Source organism: Magnetococcus sp. PR-3, from assembly GCF_036689865.1.
Lineage (GTDB): Bacteria > Pseudomonadota > Magnetococcia > Magnetococcales > Magnetococcaceae > Magnetococcus.
In genome coordinates this window covers 61,577-75,634 of sequence record NZ_JBAHUQ010000012.1, presented here as the reverse complement: position 1 = coordinate 75,634, position 14,058 = coordinate 61,577, and the positions used below count along the sequence as shown (strand labels likewise).

18 protein-coding genes are annotated in these 14,058 nt (G+C 56.3%); 16 read left to right on the top strand and 2 right to left on the bottom strand.

Annotation, left to right across the window (positions count from 1 at the left end; genetic code table 11):
• The first annotated feature begins 61 nt into the window (after positions 1-61).
• From V5T57_RS08595 to V5T57_RS08560, 8 genes are all read left to right on the top strand, one after another.
• Positions 62-1,987, top strand: coding sequence for a phage terminase large subunit family protein (locus tag V5T57_RS08595; RefSeq protein ID WP_332890787.1), 1,926 nt, complete (start codon positions 62-64; stop codon positions 1,985-1,987).
• Between the two features lie 3 nt (positions 1,988-1,990).
• Complete coding sequence (locus tag V5T57_RS08590) at positions 1,991-2,206, top strand: phage head-tail joining protein (RefSeq protein ID WP_332890786.1); 216 nt, start codon at positions 1,991-1,993, stop codon at positions 2,204-2,206.
• Between the two features lie 6 nt (positions 2,207-2,212).
• Positions 2,213-3,658 (top strand): phage portal protein, encoded by a 1,446-nt coding sequence (locus V5T57_RS08585; protein WP_332890785.1) that lies wholly within the window; start codon positions 2,213-2,215, stop codon positions 3,656-3,658.
• On the top strand, positions 3,655-4,578 hold the full coding sequence (locus tag V5T57_RS08580) for a head maturation protease, ClpP-related (RefSeq protein ID WP_332890784.1): 924 nt from the start codon (positions 3,655-3,657) through the stop codon (positions 4,576-4,578). Before V5T57_RS08585 ends, V5T57_RS08580 begins: the two co-directional genes overlap by 4 nt.
• A gap of 11 nt (positions 4,579-4,589) precedes the next feature.
• Positions 4,590-4,955, top strand: coding sequence for a head decoration protein (locus V5T57_RS08575; protein ID WP_332890783.1), 366 nt, complete (start codon positions 4,590-4,592; stop codon positions 4,953-4,955).
• 11 nt (positions 4,956-4,966) lie between these two features.
• Positions 4,967-5,983 carry a major capsid protein gene (locus V5T57_RS08570; protein ID WP_332890782.1) on the top strand — a complete coding sequence of 339 codons (1,017 nt, stop codon included), beginning with the start codon at positions 4,967-4,969 and terminating at the stop codon, positions 5,981-5,983.
• 125 nt (positions 5,984-6,108) lie between these two features.
• Positions 6,109-6,414, top strand: coding sequence for a head-tail joining protein (locus tag V5T57_RS08565; RefSeq protein WP_332890781.1), 306 nt, complete (start codon positions 6,109-6,111; stop codon positions 6,412-6,414).
• 2 nt (positions 6,415-6,416) lie between these two features.
• Entirely contained in the window at positions 6,417-7,070 is a 654-nt protein-coding gene (locus tag V5T57_RS08560; protein WP_332890780.1) for a DUF6441 family protein, read from the top strand.
• A gap of 1 nt (position 7,071) precedes the next feature.
• On the opposite strand, the gene V5T57_RS08555 is transcribed toward V5T57_RS08560, so the two are convergent.
• Both V5T57_RS08555 and V5T57_RS08550 read right to left on the bottom strand, forming a co-directional pair.
• Complete coding sequence (locus V5T57_RS08555) at positions 7,072-7,350, bottom strand: helix-turn-helix domain-containing protein (RefSeq protein ID WP_332890779.1); 279 nt, start codon at positions 7,348-7,350, stop codon at positions 7,072-7,074.
• On the bottom strand, positions 7,347-7,673 hold the full coding sequence (locus V5T57_RS08550; RefSeq protein ID WP_332890778.1) for a type II toxin-antitoxin system RelE/ParE family toxin: 327 nt from the start codon (positions 7,671-7,673) through the stop codon (positions 7,347-7,349). The genes V5T57_RS08555 and V5T57_RS08550 overlap by 4 nt, the downstream gene beginning before the upstream one ends.
• Before the next feature lie 45 nt (positions 7,674-7,718).
• Here V5T57_RS08550 and V5T57_RS08545 point away from each other — a divergent pair, with 45 nt between their 5' ends.
• From V5T57_RS08545 to V5T57_RS08515, 8 genes are all read left to right on the top strand, one after another.
• Positions 7,719-8,537, top strand: coding sequence for a hypothetical protein (locus V5T57_RS08545; protein ID WP_332890776.1), 819 nt, complete (start codon positions 7,719-7,721; stop codon positions 8,535-8,537).
• Between the two features lie 11 nt (positions 8,538-8,548).
• Positions 8,549-8,749 (top strand): hypothetical protein, encoded by a 201-nt coding sequence (locus V5T57_RS08540; RefSeq protein WP_332890775.1) that lies wholly within the window; start codon positions 8,549-8,551, stop codon positions 8,747-8,749.
• Between the two features lie 61 nt (positions 8,750-8,810).
• Positions 8,811-9,332 carry a hypothetical protein gene (locus V5T57_RS08535; RefSeq protein WP_332890774.1) on the top strand — a complete coding sequence of 174 codons (522 nt, stop codon included), beginning with the start codon at positions 8,811-8,813 and terminating at the stop codon, positions 9,330-9,332.
• 71 nt (positions 9,333-9,403) lie between these two features.
• Positions 9,404-10,351 carry a phage tail tube protein gene (locus V5T57_RS08530; protein WP_332890773.1) on the top strand — a complete coding sequence of 316 codons (948 nt, stop codon included), beginning with the start codon at positions 9,404-9,406 and terminating at the stop codon, positions 10,349-10,351.
• Positions 10,348-10,824: a hypothetical protein gene (locus V5T57_RS08525; protein WP_332890772.1), complete on the top strand. Its 477-nt coding sequence runs from the start codon at positions 10,348-10,350 to the stop codon at positions 10,822-10,824. The genes V5T57_RS08530 and V5T57_RS08525 overlap by 4 nt, the downstream gene beginning before the upstream one ends.
• A 68-nt stretch (positions 10,825-10,892) precedes the next feature.
• Positions 10,893-11,069 (top strand): DUF7697 family protein, encoded by a 177-nt coding sequence (locus tag V5T57_RS20915; RefSeq protein WP_442918186.1) that lies wholly within the window; start codon positions 10,893-10,895, stop codon positions 11,067-11,069.
• Positions 11,066-13,582 (top strand): phage tail tape measure C-terminal domain-containing protein, encoded by a 2,517-nt coding sequence (locus V5T57_RS08520; RefSeq protein ID WP_332890771.1) that lies wholly within the window; start codon positions 11,066-11,068, stop codon positions 13,580-13,582. The genes V5T57_RS20915 and V5T57_RS08520 overlap by 4 nt, the downstream gene beginning before the upstream one ends.
• A complete protein-coding gene (locus tag V5T57_RS08515) occupies positions 13,582-14,055 on the top strand; it encodes a hypothetical protein (RefSeq protein WP_332890770.1) in 474 nt (157 codons plus the stop codon). Before V5T57_RS08520 ends, V5T57_RS08515 begins: the two co-directional genes overlap by 1 nt.
• The last annotated feature ends 3 nt before the right edge of the window (positions 14,056-14,058 follow it).

The window sequence follows — 14,058 nt, the reverse complement described above, 5'->3', positions numbered from 1 at the left end:
ACCATATAGCCATCGGTGGCCCTTCTTATCCAGGTTAATCGACTGAAAAAGATCATAAAATGTGGAGATCTATGATGGTGCGGCGTCGGTAGAACGCCAGTGGCGGGAAGGGATAAAACCCGACCCGCTGCTCAATGTTTCCCAGTGGGCCGATAAGCACCGCATGTTGTCCCAAAGGGCCTCCTCGGAACCGGGGCGTTGGCGGACCAACCGCACCCCCTATCTGAAAGAGATCATGGATTGCCTCTCGCCCTCCTCACCGGTGCGGCGGGTGGTATTCATGAAAGGGGCGCAGATTGGAGGAACCGAGGCGGGCAACTGCTGGATCGGCTATGTGATCCACCGGGTTCCCGGTCCCATGTTGGCGGTTTCACCTACTGTGGAACTTGCAAAAAGGAACTCCAAGCAGCGCATCGATCCCCTCATTGAGGAGAGCGATGTGCTGCGGGAGCGGGTCAAGCCAGCCCGTAGTCGGGATTCTGGCAATACGGTGCTCTCCAAGGATTTCCCAGGTGGGGTGCTGATCCTCACAGGGGCCAACAGCGCCGTGGGTTTGCGCTCTATGCCCGCCCGCTATCTGTTTCTGGATGAGGTGGATGGCTATCCGGGGGATGTGGAGGGGGAAGGAGATCCCATCTTACTGGCAGAGCGGCGTAGCGCTACCTTTCAGCGCCGGAAGATCCTGCTGGTCAGTACACCCAACCGTAAGGGGCTCTCCCGTATCGAGCGGGAGTATCTGTCCAGCGACCAGCGGAAGTTTTTCCTGACCTGTCCGGAATGTGATGAGCGCCACACCTTAGAGTTTAAGCATCTGCACTGGCAGGAGGCCAAACCAGAGACGGTGGTTCATGTTTGTCCCCATTGTGAGGCGCACATCCCTGAGCATCGCAAAGGGGCCATGCTGGAAACGGGGCAGTGGGTGCCAACGGCTGAAGGAGATGGTCGAACCGCTGGTTTCCATCTCTCCTCACTCTACAGCCCCGTAGGTTGGTTCTCTTGGGCCGATGCGGTGGTCATGTATGAACAGGCACAGGAAAATCCCGATCTGATGAAAGGTTTCGTCAACACGGTGCTGGGGGAACCCTTTGAGGAAGAATTCGAAGCTCCGGACTGGCAGCGGCTCTATGAGCGGCGGGAGAACTACCGTATCGGCACGGTGCCAGTAGGCGGGCTGTTTCTTACAGCAGGCGTTGATGTGCAAAAGGATCGCATCGAATGCGAAGTGGTGGCCTGGGGTCGGGATAAGATCTCCTGGTCCGTGGACTACCATGTATTGGATGGCGATACAGCCAAGCCGGAAGTGTGGCGATTGCTGGACCGGGCCTTGGCTAAGGAGTACCCACACCCTTCGGGCCAGTTGATGCCCATTCGGGTAATGTGTGTGGATTCCGGTTATGCCACCCAGGATGTCTACGCCTGGGTGCGTAACCATCCCCAAGCCACCTGGGGGCCTGCGGGTGCTGTGGCGCGTCAGCCTCGCACCGTGGTGGCGGTGAAGGGGCAGGATCGGGATACGGCGCTGTTGCTATCAGTTTCCAAGGCTGACTCTGGGTCCCGTAAGCGTGGCCTGAAAGTGTGGTCCATCGGTACTCCTGTGGCAAAAGGGGAACTCTACCGCTGGCTAAAGCTGGAGCGACCCACTGATGAAGCATTGGAAGCTGGTGAGACCTATGCGCCCGGTAGCTGCCACTTTCCCCAATACAACGATGAGTTCTTCAAGCAGATCACAGCAGAGCGGTTGGTGATCCGCATGGTGAAGGGCTTTCCCAAAGCAAGCTGGGAGAAGGAAGCCAATCGCCGCAATGAGGCGCTGGATTGCCGGGTTTATGCACGAGCAGCCGCCAGTATCTATGGCATGGATCGGTTTCAGGACAAGCACTGGGCCAAGCTGGAAGAGCCGCTACAGATCATCACGGATGAGGTGGAGTCTCGTTTCAAACAGAAGAACCGTCGCCGCATCATCCAATCAGGCTACATGAATCGATAAATTATGGCAGATCTCACCACTTTGCAAACGCGCCTGGAAACGGTCCGTGCCCAGGCTCACAGCCCCATTGCTCGTGTCTCCTACGATGGCCGCACCGTGGAGTATCGGGGCCAAGATGAGATCCAAACCGCCATTGCAGATCTGGAACGCCAGATTGCTCAGGCCAGTGGCACTAAACCAGTTCGACAGATCCGCGTCCACACCACCAAAGGATATTGACCTCTCATGAATCTGCTCCAGCGGTTGCGCTATCTGGCAACCGGCAGAATCCCTATGCCTCGAGCCCAGCTTGAGGCGGCCCGTGCAGCCCGGCGACTGGCGGGCTGGCGTAGCGGAAATGAGAGTCTCAATAGTCTGATTCTGCAGGGTGGAAGCCTACTTCGTTCCCGATCCAGGGAGCTGGTTCGGTCCAACCCCTATGCTTCCAATGCAGCTGCCAGCTTTGCTGCCCATGCGGTGGGGGCGGGGATTAAACCCTCCAGCCTGACCCAGGATGCAGCACTGAAAGATCAATTGCAGCGGTTGTGGCTGGATTGGACTGATGAGGCCGATGCCGATGGGTTGACCGACTTCTACGGCCTGCAAGCCATGGTGGCCAGGGCCCTGTTTGAGGCGGGGGAGTGTTTCATCCGGCTTCGTCCCAGACGAGTGGAAGATGGACTTTCAGTCCCATTACAACTGCAGCTTCTTCCCGCAGAGCAACTACCGCTGGAGAAGAACGAACAGCTTCCCTATGGGCGAGAAATCCTTATGGGGGTGGAGTTTGACAGCCGAGGCCAGCGCCGGGCCTACCATTTTCTAAAGAATCATCCCGGTGATCTGCGGCAGCGGGGTGGTGGACAGACCGTCCGTATCCCAGCCAGTGAGATCATCCACATCTTCCAGCCCCTGCAAGAGGGCCAGATTCGGGGCCTGCCCTGGATTGCTCCAGCCCTGCCCAAGCTGTGGCTGCTGGATCAGTACGACGATGCAGAGCTGGATCGCAAAAAGGTGGCGGCCATGTTCGCCGCGTTCATCACTCGCCCCCAGGCTGAGGATGTGATGGGGGAGGAGGATGCGCCTCGTGATGATGAGGGGGCCGCTCTGTTGGGGTTGCAGCCCGGCACCATGCAGTTGCTGTTGCCTGGAGAGGACATCAAGTTCTCCGACCCAGCCGATGTTGGGGGCAGCTACGAAGCCTTCCAATACCGGACCCTACTGGCCTGCTGCAGCGCCATGGGGGTGCCCTACACCAATGTTACCGGGGACCTGCGCCAAGCCAACTACTCCTCTCTGCGGGAGGGGAAGCTGGAGTTTAGGCGGCGTATGGAGCAGTTCCAACACAACACCCTGGTCTTTCAACTCTGCCGTCCGGTATGGATACGTTGGATTCGGGAGGCTGCCCTATCTGGGGCAATCATGAACCAACCTGGACTCAAACAGGTGAAGTGGATTCCGCCCAAATGGGATTGGGTCGATCCGTTGAAAGATCGCAAAGCGGAAGTAGAGGCCATTCGTGCTGGTCTTAAATCCCGCTCCGATGTCATCGAAAGCGAAGGCTATGACGCCGAAGAGGTGGATCGCCGCATCGCAGCAGACCATAGCCGTGAACGGGAGCTGGGTCTGCGGTTTGAGGATTCCTCCGCAGCACCTGAACAAGATATTCAACCACCAGAGGAGAGTGCTGCATGAGCAGAACCTGGTTTCGCATCAGCGCCAAAGGGGATGCGCCCGCTGAGATCGCCATCTATGACGAGATTGGCGCTTACGGCATTACCGCCAAGAGCTTTTTGGATGAACTGAAAGCGGTAGAGAACGCCAAGACTATTACCCTGCGTGTTAACAGCCCAGGCGGTTCTGTGTTTGATGGCATCGCCATTCACAACGCCCTCAAGCGCCACACGGCCCGTGTCACGGTAGTTGTGGATGGCATCGCCGCCTCCATCGCCTCGGTCATTGCCATGGCTGGGGATGAGATGGTGATGCCGGAAAACGCCATGATGATGATCCATGATCCGTCGGGTCTGGTGTGGGGCACAGCGGATGAGATGCGATCCATGGCTGAAGCTCTGGATAAAATAAAGACAGGGTTGGTGTCCGCCTACCGGGAAAAGACCGGACGCTCTGATGAGGAGATCGAGGCCCTGATGGCCAATGAAAGCTGGCTCACCGCTGAAGAGGCGGTGGAGATGGGCTTTGCTGATCGGTTGGACAAGCCAGTGCAGATGGCAGCCTCCTTTGATTTGGGACGCTTCAAGAATACACCTGAGTGCCTGACCAACTGTGAGATGTCTCTTCCGGAACCCAAACAGCCCCAGAACAATGTGGTGGATCTGGACTCTGTCCGTTCCGACGAGCGCAAGAAGACCCTGGCCTACGTCAATGAAGTGCATGAGATCTGCGATTTGGCCGGTATGCCGGGACGGGCTTCCAACTTTATTGCTCAGGGTGTGGAGGCTGGTCAGATTCGGCGAGCCTTGATTGATGCGCGAGCCGATGAAGGTTACCGTCTGGATATCCGTCACCATCATGGTCCAGCACTGGACGAACATCCCCAGTCAACCATCGATACCCACGCCATCTACGCCGCCCGTAATCAGCCCAATCCATAGGAGTCCGTTCCATGCCTGAGATGAATGAAACCAACCATGCCGGGGAGTTTGTTGTCTCCGAAGGAAACGGCTCCATCAGCCGGGAGACGGTGACCATCCTTAATGGCCGTACTCTGGAACCCGGCACGGTGCTGGGCAAAATCACCAGCAGTGGTAAGTACCGGGAGATCGATCCCGCCGCCACCAGTGGTGCCGAGGTGGCGGTGGCCATTCTCTATGACCATGTGGATGCATCCAGTGGTGATGCCGTGGTGGTGGTGATCCATCGTCTGGCAGAGGTTAATGCCGGTCGTTTGGTCTTCGATGCCGCTGTCACCGATGCCCAGAAAACCACCGCCCTTGGCCAACTGGCCGATCAAAACATCATTGCCCGGTAAGGAGGTCGCCCGTGGCTGCACTCGACGTATTCAATAACAACGCTTTCTCTATGGTGTCGTTGACCGATGCCATCAACAAGATGCCCTTTGTCCCAGGCCGTATTGGCCAGTTGGGTATTTTTCACGAACAGGGGGTCTCCACCACCACGGTGCTCATCGAAGAGCGGGAGGGATCCCTCAATCTGGTGGAGACCACCGCACGTGGCGCACCTGCCATTCAGAACAGCAGCAATAAGCGCAAAGCCCGCTCCCTGACCGTGCCCCACATCGCTCTGGAGGACACCATTCTGGCCGATGAGGTGCAGAATCTCCGTGCCTTTGGCTCCGAGAGCAATCTGGAGGGTGTGCAGACGGTGGTGAATAACCGCCTGGAGGAGATGGCCCGGAAGATCGACGCCACCTTGGAGCATCTGCGTATCGGGGCCATTAAAGGGCAGATTCTGGATGCCGATGGTAGCACCGTACTTTATGATCTTTTCACCGAGTTTGGGGTCAGTCAGCAGGGCGAGGTGGATTTCGATCTGGACAATGCCAATCCCCAGGCTGGTGCGGTAAAAAAGAAATGCCACACCATCCGCCGCAAGATTGAGGATGAACTGGGAGCCCAGCCCTATGACCATATCCATGCCATCTGCGGACCTGATTTCTTTGATGATCTGATCACCCACCCTGAGGTAAGCACTGCTTACGAACGCTACATGGATGGACTGTTCCTACGTCAGGGACAGGCTCGTGGCTCCTTTGAGTATGCGGGGATTATCTTTGAAGAGTATCGGGGTAAGGTGGGCTCGGTGGAATTCCACGATCCCAGCAAGGCCCACTTCTTCCCGGTGGGTGTGCCCGGCCTGTTCCGTCAGTACAACGCCCCGGCGGATTTTGTGGAGACCGTAAACACCATCGGTCTGCCTCGGTATGCTAAGCAGGCGGTGGATCAGCAGTTTGCCCGTTGGGTGATGCTGCATGTGCAGTCCAATCCGCTGCCCATCTGCACGCGCCCACGCGTACTGCTCAAAGCCAAGCGTACCTAATTCCTGACCTCCAGGATGGCCCAATATCTTCGTTGTCTGCGTCATCAGCTCCTCACCGTGCCTGACGCACTGTCTCGTCGCTTCTTCCTTGACGCCTTGATCTTGAACCACCTGGAGGCCAGGACATGAACCCTTTCAGCATGGCAGTGGATGCCACTTTTCAGAGTTTTGGTATCCCAGTCACCTACAGACCCAGTGGAGGTGATCCTGTTTTGGTGAGTGTCATCTCCAAACGTCCCGATGAAGTGGTGAGTTTTGGGGAGACCCGTATCCATGCTGAAACCTCACTGTTTGAGGTTCGAACCTCTGAAGTAGCCAATCCCCAGCCTGATGATCAAGTAGAGGTGAACGGTGTGACTTATATCGTTCAGGGAGAACCCATGGCTGGTCGGGATCGGTTGGTCTGGACCCTGGACTGCTACCCGGCCTGAACATGCGCCTTGCGACCACCATCATTGGATCCATCCGTCAGGACATGGAACAGGATCTTCTGCGTATCAAACACTCTGTGACGACTGGCACCAAAGAAGCGGGCCAGGGTTTGAAAACGGAACTGCGTCAGCAGGTGGTTGCTGCTGGGTTGGGGGTTCGTCTCTCCCGAAGCTGGCGCAATCGGACCTACCCCAACCAGGGTACCAATGCCGCTTCTTTGGTTTGGTCCAAGGCACCCAAGATCATGCGTACCTTTGATCGTGGCGCGGTGATCAAGGGTAAGGGTGGCTTGTGGCTGGCTATTCCCACACCTGCTGCGCCAAAGCGGGGCACCGATGGTAAACGGGTACACCCAGGCAATTTCCCCGAAGGCAGGTATGGACCTCTTCGGTTTGTCTACCGAAAGGGAAAGCCATCACTTCTGGTGGTGGATGGGGTGCGCATCAGCGCCAAGACTGGTCGGATGGGCAGGCGGGCAAAGGGTGGGAGCTATACCAAATCAGGAAGGCTGAAAAGCGGCATCACCACGGTTGTGATGTTCGTCATGGTGCCCCAGGCACGTATTCCCAAGAAACTGGATGTGGCCAGAGCCACCAACCGCTGGTTGGCTCGGTTACCGAAGCTGATTGATCAGAAGATGGGCTCAACCGGTTGATTTAAGCAGGAACGAAGTGAATCTCCGGTTTCATCCCTGTCGCTTTGGCATAACGGAAGAGGGTCTTCATGCTCGGCATGGTCTTTCCCCCTTCCAATCGAGCCACTACCGATTGAGTGGTCCCCATACGCTCGGCTACCTCGGCTTGGGTCAACCCAGCTTTGGCGCGGGCACCGATCAAAGCCTTGGCCACTTCAAACTCGGGGGCCATAGCCTCGTATTCCTTACGGAACTCGGGATCTTTCATCCACTGTTTTTTCAGTTCGCTAAGGGCGGTCATTGCTCGATCTCCCTGGCTCTGGAAAGAGCGGTTTCAATGGCGGAACGCGGCGTTTTCTGGGTCTTTTTGACAAAGACGTGCAGCACCACAATTCGGCGATCCACCACGGTGATGTAAATAGCGCGGGCAATGCCGCGAGGCCCTTTCATGCGCATTTCCCAGAGCTTGTTGCCCAAGGACTTTACATAGGGTTCCCGGACATGCTGAGGGCCAAATGTCTCCAATAGCTCCGCGATGTAGAGAAATTTCCCGCGAAGATGAGGATCTAATGCAGCCAACTCGGCATCTACCGTGGCGTTCAATGTTTCAACGTGCCATGTCATGCTTCTATCATATAGCAAAAAAGCTATAAATTGAACAGGAATTCCATGCCCACACAAACAGAACAGATCCTTCAGATACTCCAAGCAGTATTAGATACCGTTCCTGATGCCGAAGTTGAACGCAATATTGCAGTGCCGATCAAGGTACCTGTGGGTGGGCTGGTTATTCTTAGGGATGGCGATCCTGGCAGTCCGGATCTAGCGCTGGGTGGCTTGGGTGGTGCCTATTACAGCCATCAAGTGGAGATCGAACTCTATGTGCAAGAGGGTGATGCGGCAAAGCGGGATCTGGCCCTGGATGCCTTGATCGCAGGGGTAGGGGAGCGGTTGGCCGCCAATCCCACTCTGGGTGGTCTGGCCTACGGCATGACCATCGGGCAACCCTCCACAGATCTGGAAGCGATCGAGGGAGCCGCCACCATCAAATCTGCTGTGCTGGAGCCGGTGATTGAGTATGAATCCCCAGCCTCCTGGAGTCACTGCGCTGTTCCAGGCCCTCTTAATGAGCCTGCAAGCTGCAGCAACAACGTCACCTTCGTAGCAGGGGAGGATCTGGAAGCCTTCCGCTTGATCACCCTGAACAACGATACCCAACTGGTGCTGGCCGATCAGGTGGGCTCTGGTACGGTGCTGGGGATGAATCTTATCTCTGCACAGCAAGGGGAGGCGATCCCTATCCAGGTGTTTGGGCCGATCTCAAACCCTGGCTGGAACTGGTCCACCGATCCCGATGGGGTGTTTCTGGGTTTGGATGGTCTACCCACTCAAACACCCCCAACATCTGGTTATCTCACCACGGTGGGGCGGGCACTATCGCCTACAGAACTGTTCCTGAGTATCGAACCCACTATTCAACTGTTGTAAGGGTTTAACCCATGACCACTCAAAAGTTTATCCGACTGAACGGGGACTCCGGCCAGCCCGAGGAGGCCTATGCCACCGACCGATCTAAAGGGCGCAAGGATGCTGGAAAGATCGTAGCTCTGGACCGGCACGGCAGACTCTCCAGGAGCATGCTTCCCGCAGGATGTTGTCGATGCTCCTGCCACCACCCAGATAAACCCAAGAAGAAGTAATCCCCACCCGCCATTCCGGCGGGTTTTCTGTTCCAGGCCAACTATTTAAGGAGTAAGGCCCATGGCTGTTAGCAAATATCTGAAGATCGACACCACCGACGGTAAAACCAAGGAGGCCCTTGCGGTGGACTCCACCACCGGTGTCAGTGATGCCGGTAAGGTGGTGGCGCTGGATACCACTGGTAAGCTTTCTCTAGGCATGATGCCCACGGGGATTGGACCAGACCTCAAGAGCATCACCGTGGGGGTGGATGTGGCGGCAGGTGATTTCGTCAACATCTACGACGATGCCGGTACCCTGAAAGTTCGGCCCGCCCAGGCCAATGCCAACATCACCCAGGCGGACGGTTTCGTGAAGGAGGCCGCCACCGTGGGTAACGATGTGGCGGTCTACTTTGAAGGGGTGTCAGATCAGCTTTCTGGGCTTACCCCCGGTGAACGCATGTTCCTCTCTGCTGACACTGCAGGGGCCACCACCAACACTCCGCCAACCGGTTCTGGGCATATTGTTCAATATCTGGGCAAGGCGGTTTCTGCAACCGAACTGGCTTTCGAAGCCACCGATGGCATCACCCTGGCCTGACCCAGGCTCCCCCTTTGGTTTTCAAGGCATCCGGCAGCAGTGCCGGATGCCTTTTTTAAGGAATTTGCATCATGGCCAGAGCCTATGGGGCCAATGCCCACCTGCTGTTAAAAAGGGAAACCGTCTACGGTCAAAAGCCCTCCGGCAACTTTATCCGCATGCCTTTCAACCGCTGCAGTTTGGGTAGCGAACAGGGATTGGTAGATGATCCGGTACTGGGACAGGGGCGAGACCCGCTACCCCCTCTACAGGATGTGATCAATGTGGAGGGTGAGGTAGTAACGCCCATGGACCTACGTTACATGGGGCTGTGGTTGACCGGATTGTTGGGCAATGCCGATACTACTGGTAGTGGCCCCTATGTGCACACCTTTGCCTCCGGTGAACAGGTACTACCCAGCTACAGCATTGAGGTGGGTATGCTGGAGGTGCCAGCTTTCTTTCTCAGTGCTGGAGTGATGGTGAATTCTCTTGCGCTGGAGTTTCAACGCTCAGGGGCTGCTGCGGCGACGCTGAATCTGGTTGCCCAAGGGGAAAACCGTTCGGCTTCATCTCAAGGAGGCACACCCACCGCTCTTACCTTTGAACGCATCAGCCAGTTTCAGGGCTCCATCAAAAAGGGTGGCACTTCTCTGGCCCATCTAACCGGCGGCTCTCTTACCTACAGCAACAATCTGGAAAAAATCGAAACCATCCGAGATGACGGTCTCATCGATGGAGCAGATCCCACGGTGGCATCTCTCACAGGGCGTATCGATGTGCGCTTTGCCGATACCAGCCTCATCGATCTGGCCAGCAACGGTACACCTATGGATCTGGAGTTTGGCTACCGGGTGGATGCCAACAACAGCATTCTGTTTACCTGTCATGAGGTCTATCTGCCCAAGCCCAAGCTGGCTGTGGAGGGGCCCGGTGGCGTGCAGGCCAGTTTTGATTTTCAAGGAGCACGCAATGAAGCGGCCGGGCGCATGCTCACCGTAACTCTAAACAGTGATCTGGATGGGAGCGACTACCAATGATCTCCCTTACGCCCCCAAAAGAACCCTATGATCTGGAACTGCCCTACAACGTGGTGGTGACGGTCAAGCCCCTCACTTCAGCTGGGATGTCTCTGTGTCAGGCAGCAGCCCGAAAACGACTCAATCGGGAATACCCCGATCTGGATGATGAGATCGAACGGGATGGCCACTATCAGGTGATATTGGTTCAGGAACTGGCCTTTGCCCATATCACGGCTTGGCAGGGGGTTGCGGATGATTCCGGTGAGCAGGATGCTCCTGTGACCAAGGAGAATATCAAAGTACTACTTGATCTCTATCCCATGGGTGAGCGCTTTTTCCAAGCTTTCACCCTGCACCAAGTGATGCTCAATGCCGCAAAAAACGTATCCGGGCCCTCTGCCGATGGCACTTTCAACAAGGCGGCGGGCCAGCCTATTGCAGAGGATGTAGAGAAGATGGAGCCCCCTGTGCCCGAGGAAAGCCTGGGCTGAGTGGGGAGCGTTGTCCCTATGATGAGTACGCCCCTCAATCCCTGGAAGAGCAACAGCTTTTTGAGATTATGCAAGCCTGTCAAAATCAGCTGAGGCTGGCTCCATCGGGGCAGATTCTGGGTATCGATATGAATGTAGCTCTACAGATGGCCAGATCTGTAGGACTCGATGAATGGACGGCCACAGAACTTCTACCTGTTGCTGAATCCGGACTTATTGAAGCCAACCTTTCAGAAGAACCATGACCCGTACACGACACTCCTATTCCATCCGCTTGTCCGTAGAGGATGGGGGACGTGTGCGCGCTGAACTGGCTCAGATCGGGGAGGGTGGGGAGCGCTCCTTTAAGCGTATTCGCACCGCCAGTTCCGATGCTTCCCGTAGCTTGGAGACTCTGGCAGGCCGGGCCAGTGGACTACAATCCCGTATGCGCATGTTGGCAGGGGTGGTTGCAGGTTTGACCACAGCCGGTGGTTTGACCGCCCTGGTAAATCGTTCCATTACCACAGCGGATGCCATCGGTAAGACAGCAGACAAAATCGGCGTGGGGGTGGAGTCTCTGCAAGCCCTGCGCTATGCCGCCGAATCGGCTGGCATCTCCCAGAATACCTTGGATATGTCTCTACAGCGTTTCACCCGCCGGGTGGCAGAAGCCGCCTCTGGAAGTGGAGAAGCCAAGGATGCTCTGGCCCAGATGGGCATTACCCTACGAGATCAGCATGGTCAGATCCGCAAAACCGAAGATCTGCTTTTGGAAGTGGCCGATGCCCTCTCCAAAACCGAAAACAGCTCAGAGCGGGTGCGCTTGGCCTTCAAGCTGTTTGATTCCGGTGGTGTCGGCCTGATTAACATGCTGCGGGGCGGTTCCGATGCCCTGGAACAGACTATGCTCAAAGCTAGGGATCTGGGCATCGTTATTGAGGGGGACCTAATCCGCAATGCAGAACAGGCCAGGGACGATCTGGATACGCTCAGTAAGGTCATTTCAGCCAACCTCAACCGAGCCCTTCTGGATCTAGCCCCACTGATCTCCGACGCCTCCAGCGCCTTTGCCACCTTCTTCTCTACGGTGGGTAAAGGCTATCAACAGCTGTTTGGTGATCCTTCCGATGATGAGCGGTTTAACACCTTGCTTTCCAAACGTCTGCGCCTTCAAGAGCAGGTGGCCAAACTGGCGGGCCGCAGTAACCTGCACCCCATTGCCCGAAATCGTCTGGCCAGTTTCAAAACGGAAATCATCGCCATCAATGAACAGCTTCGAGCCATCCAGGATGCCAACATTGAGCAGGCCAAACGGGAGAGTCAGGCACAATCTCCTAATACGTCCACACCTGATTCTGCGTCTGGTGATGAAGGCCAATTGCAAAGCGCAAAGGAGAGAGCCCGAAAGCTGGCTCAGCTTGAGCGCACGCTGCAACAGCAACTGTTCAGCGTAACCCAACAAGGCGCAGCCCGTATTGAAGCAGAGTATCACCGCCATGTTGAGCAGCTTGGGCAGATCCGTACCGATCAAAACCAAAAAAAGGTGGACCAACTGCTGGGAACTGCGGCGGATGTTCGCAGTACCAAACTGGCCCAGTTGGCAGCCCAGGAGCAGAAGCTGGCGGATCAACGCCATGCGGCAAACCAGCGGGTGGTGACAGCCCTCAAAGTAGAACAGGATGCGTTAAGCCAGACCGATCGCCAGCGTTTCATCTCCCAAGCCCTGCGCAGACTATCTGCCGAGGCCACTGCCCAGCAGAGGGCTGAAGTGGAGCAACTGGCAGCCATGCTGTTTAATGAAAAACATGCCATTGAGGCTCAGCAAAAGGCCGAAGAAAAAAGGCTGCAGCGGCTCAAAGAGGGAAAAGACCTCTCCGAGCAGTATCGCACTGCACAGGAACAGTACCGGTCAGAATTAACCAATCTTAATGAACTCCTGGCTGAAGGAGCCATTAATCAGCAGACTTTCTCCCAGGCTGTTGAGCAAGCCCATGGCCGAATGCTGGATGCCAGCAGCCACTGGTCTGATGGTATTAAGCGGGCTATTCGCGACTATCTGGATGAAGCCACCAATGCTTCCCAAACCTTTGAACAGGTCACCAGTGGTGCACTGCGGCAGAGTGAAAACGCCTTTGTCAAATGGGCTATGACCGGAAAGCTGTCGGCTACGGATCTTTTCAACACCATTGCGGAGGAAGCCATTCGCACTGCTTATCGCATGGCGGTGGTCAAACCGTTGGGTGGTCTCATGGAGAGTCTCTTCTCTACCATCGGCAGCGCCATCTTCGGTGGTATCGGTCTTGGTGGTGGAACGGCGGAAGCCGCTGTGCTCACACCTAAGCCCGGCATGAGCAACGCCTTGGTCTATCACGGTGGCGGTGTGGTGGGCAGTGGTGAGGGTAGTTCCCGTCTGGTGCCAGCTTCTCTCTACGAGCAAGCGCCCAGATATCACAGTGGTGGCGTCATCGGACCCGGTGAGGTGCCCGCCGTTTTGCAACAAGGTGAAACGGTCTTTACCCGTGGCCAGATGCAACTGCTGGGAGAGGGCTTCAACCGCAAGCCTGAGGTCAAGGTGATGGTCAATATCCACAATAATGCCGAAAACGTGGAGGCCAAAGCCCAGTGGCAGCAGCAAGGCAATGGGGATCTGACCCTGGATGTGTTTGTGGATCAGGTGGAGAGCCGTATGAACCGCAACATCGGTCGTGGTGAGGGTATTGCACCGACCCTGGAACGGCGATATGGCTTAAACCCAGCTGTGGGTAGCTACCGCTGATGGAATCCTGGCCTGGGCAACTGCCCAAACCCACCGTGCAGGGCTATGTGATCAAACCGGAAGATGCCCTGCTGCGTACGGAGATGGACGCAGGGCCTGCCCGACAGCGTCGAATCTTTACTCATGTTCCCACCGTGGTTACCGTTCGCTGGCGTATGAATCCAGAGCAGTTCGCCCTGTTCCAATCCTGGTTTCGCCACAAGGCCTACTCGGGAGCTGCTTGGTTTTCGATCATTTTAGCCAACGGCATGGGACTGCAAGAGCAGGAGGGACGCTTTCATGGCCCTTACAAAGCCCAGCCCCTGTTTCGAGGGCTGTTCTGGGAGGTTACCGCTAACCTAGAAATTAGAGATCCCCCAGTTATGGGAGCTGCTGCTCTGGATCTGCTCCTCTCAGGTGAGGGTGATGCCTTTATGATCCAAGCCAATCGCCTTCACTCTCTTATCCATCAATCCTGGCCCAATCACTGGTAGGTG

What these genes read in the sequence shown, in the direction of transcription:
- V5T57_RS20915 (WP_442918186.1), top strand. Translation starts at nt 10,893, where the DNA reads ATGCAAGCCTGTCAAAATCAGCTGAGGCTGGCTCCATCGGGGCAGATT.
- V5T57_RS08535 (WP_332890774.1), top strand. Translation starts at nt 8,811, where the DNA reads ATGGCTGTTAGCAAATATCTGAAGATCGACACCACCGACGGTAAAACC.
- V5T57_RS08580 (WP_332890784.1), top strand. Translation starts at nt 3,655, where the DNA reads ATGAGCAGAACCTGGTTTCGCATCAGCGCCAAAGGGGATGCGCCCGCT.
- V5T57_RS08555 (WP_332890779.1), bottom strand. Translation starts at nt 7,350, where the DNA reads ATGACCGCCCTTAGCGAACTGAAAAAACAGTGGATGAAAGATCCCGAG.
- V5T57_RS08530 (WP_332890773.1), top strand. Translation starts at nt 9,404, where the DNA reads ATGGCCAGAGCCTATGGGGCCAATGCCCACCTGCTGTTAAAAAGGGAA.
- V5T57_RS08525 (WP_332890772.1), top strand. Translation starts at nt 10,348, where the DNA reads ATGATCTCCCTTACGCCCCCAAAAGAACCCTATGATCTGGAACTGCCC.
- V5T57_RS08540 (WP_332890775.1), top strand. Translation starts at nt 8,549, where the DNA reads ATGACCACTCAAAAGTTTATCCGACTGAACGGGGACTCCGGCCAGCCC.
- V5T57_RS08515 (WP_332890770.1), top strand. Translation starts at nt 13,582, where the DNA reads ATGGAATCCTGGCCTGGGCAACTGCCCAAACCCACCGTGCAGGGCTAT.
- V5T57_RS08550 (WP_332890778.1), bottom strand. Translation starts at nt 7,673, where the DNA reads ATGACATGGCACGTTGAAACATTGAACGCCACGGTAGATGCCGAGTTG.
- V5T57_RS08575 (WP_332890783.1), top strand. Translation starts at nt 4,590, where the DNA reads ATGCCTGAGATGAATGAAACCAACCATGCCGGGGAGTTTGTTGTCTCC.
- V5T57_RS08590 (WP_332890786.1), top strand. Translation starts at nt 1,991, where the DNA reads ATGGCAGATCTCACCACTTTGCAAACGCGCCTGGAAACGGTCCGTGCC.
- V5T57_RS08585 (WP_332890785.1), top strand. Translation starts at nt 2,213, where the DNA reads ATGAATCTGCTCCAGCGGTTGCGCTATCTGGCAACCGGCAGAATCCCT.
- V5T57_RS08560 (WP_332890780.1), top strand. Translation starts at nt 6,417, where the DNA reads ATGCGCCTTGCGACCACCATCATTGGATCCATCCGTCAGGACATGGAA.
- V5T57_RS08565 (WP_332890781.1), top strand. Translation starts at nt 6,109, where the DNA reads ATGAACCCTTTCAGCATGGCAGTGGATGCCACTTTTCAGAGTTTTGGT.
- V5T57_RS08545 (WP_332890776.1), top strand. Translation starts at nt 7,719, where the DNA reads ATGCCCACACAAACAGAACAGATCCTTCAGATACTCCAAGCAGTATTA.
- V5T57_RS08520 (WP_332890771.1), top strand. Translation starts at nt 11,066, where the DNA reads ATGACCCGTACACGACACTCCTATTCCATCCGCTTGTCCGTAGAGGAT.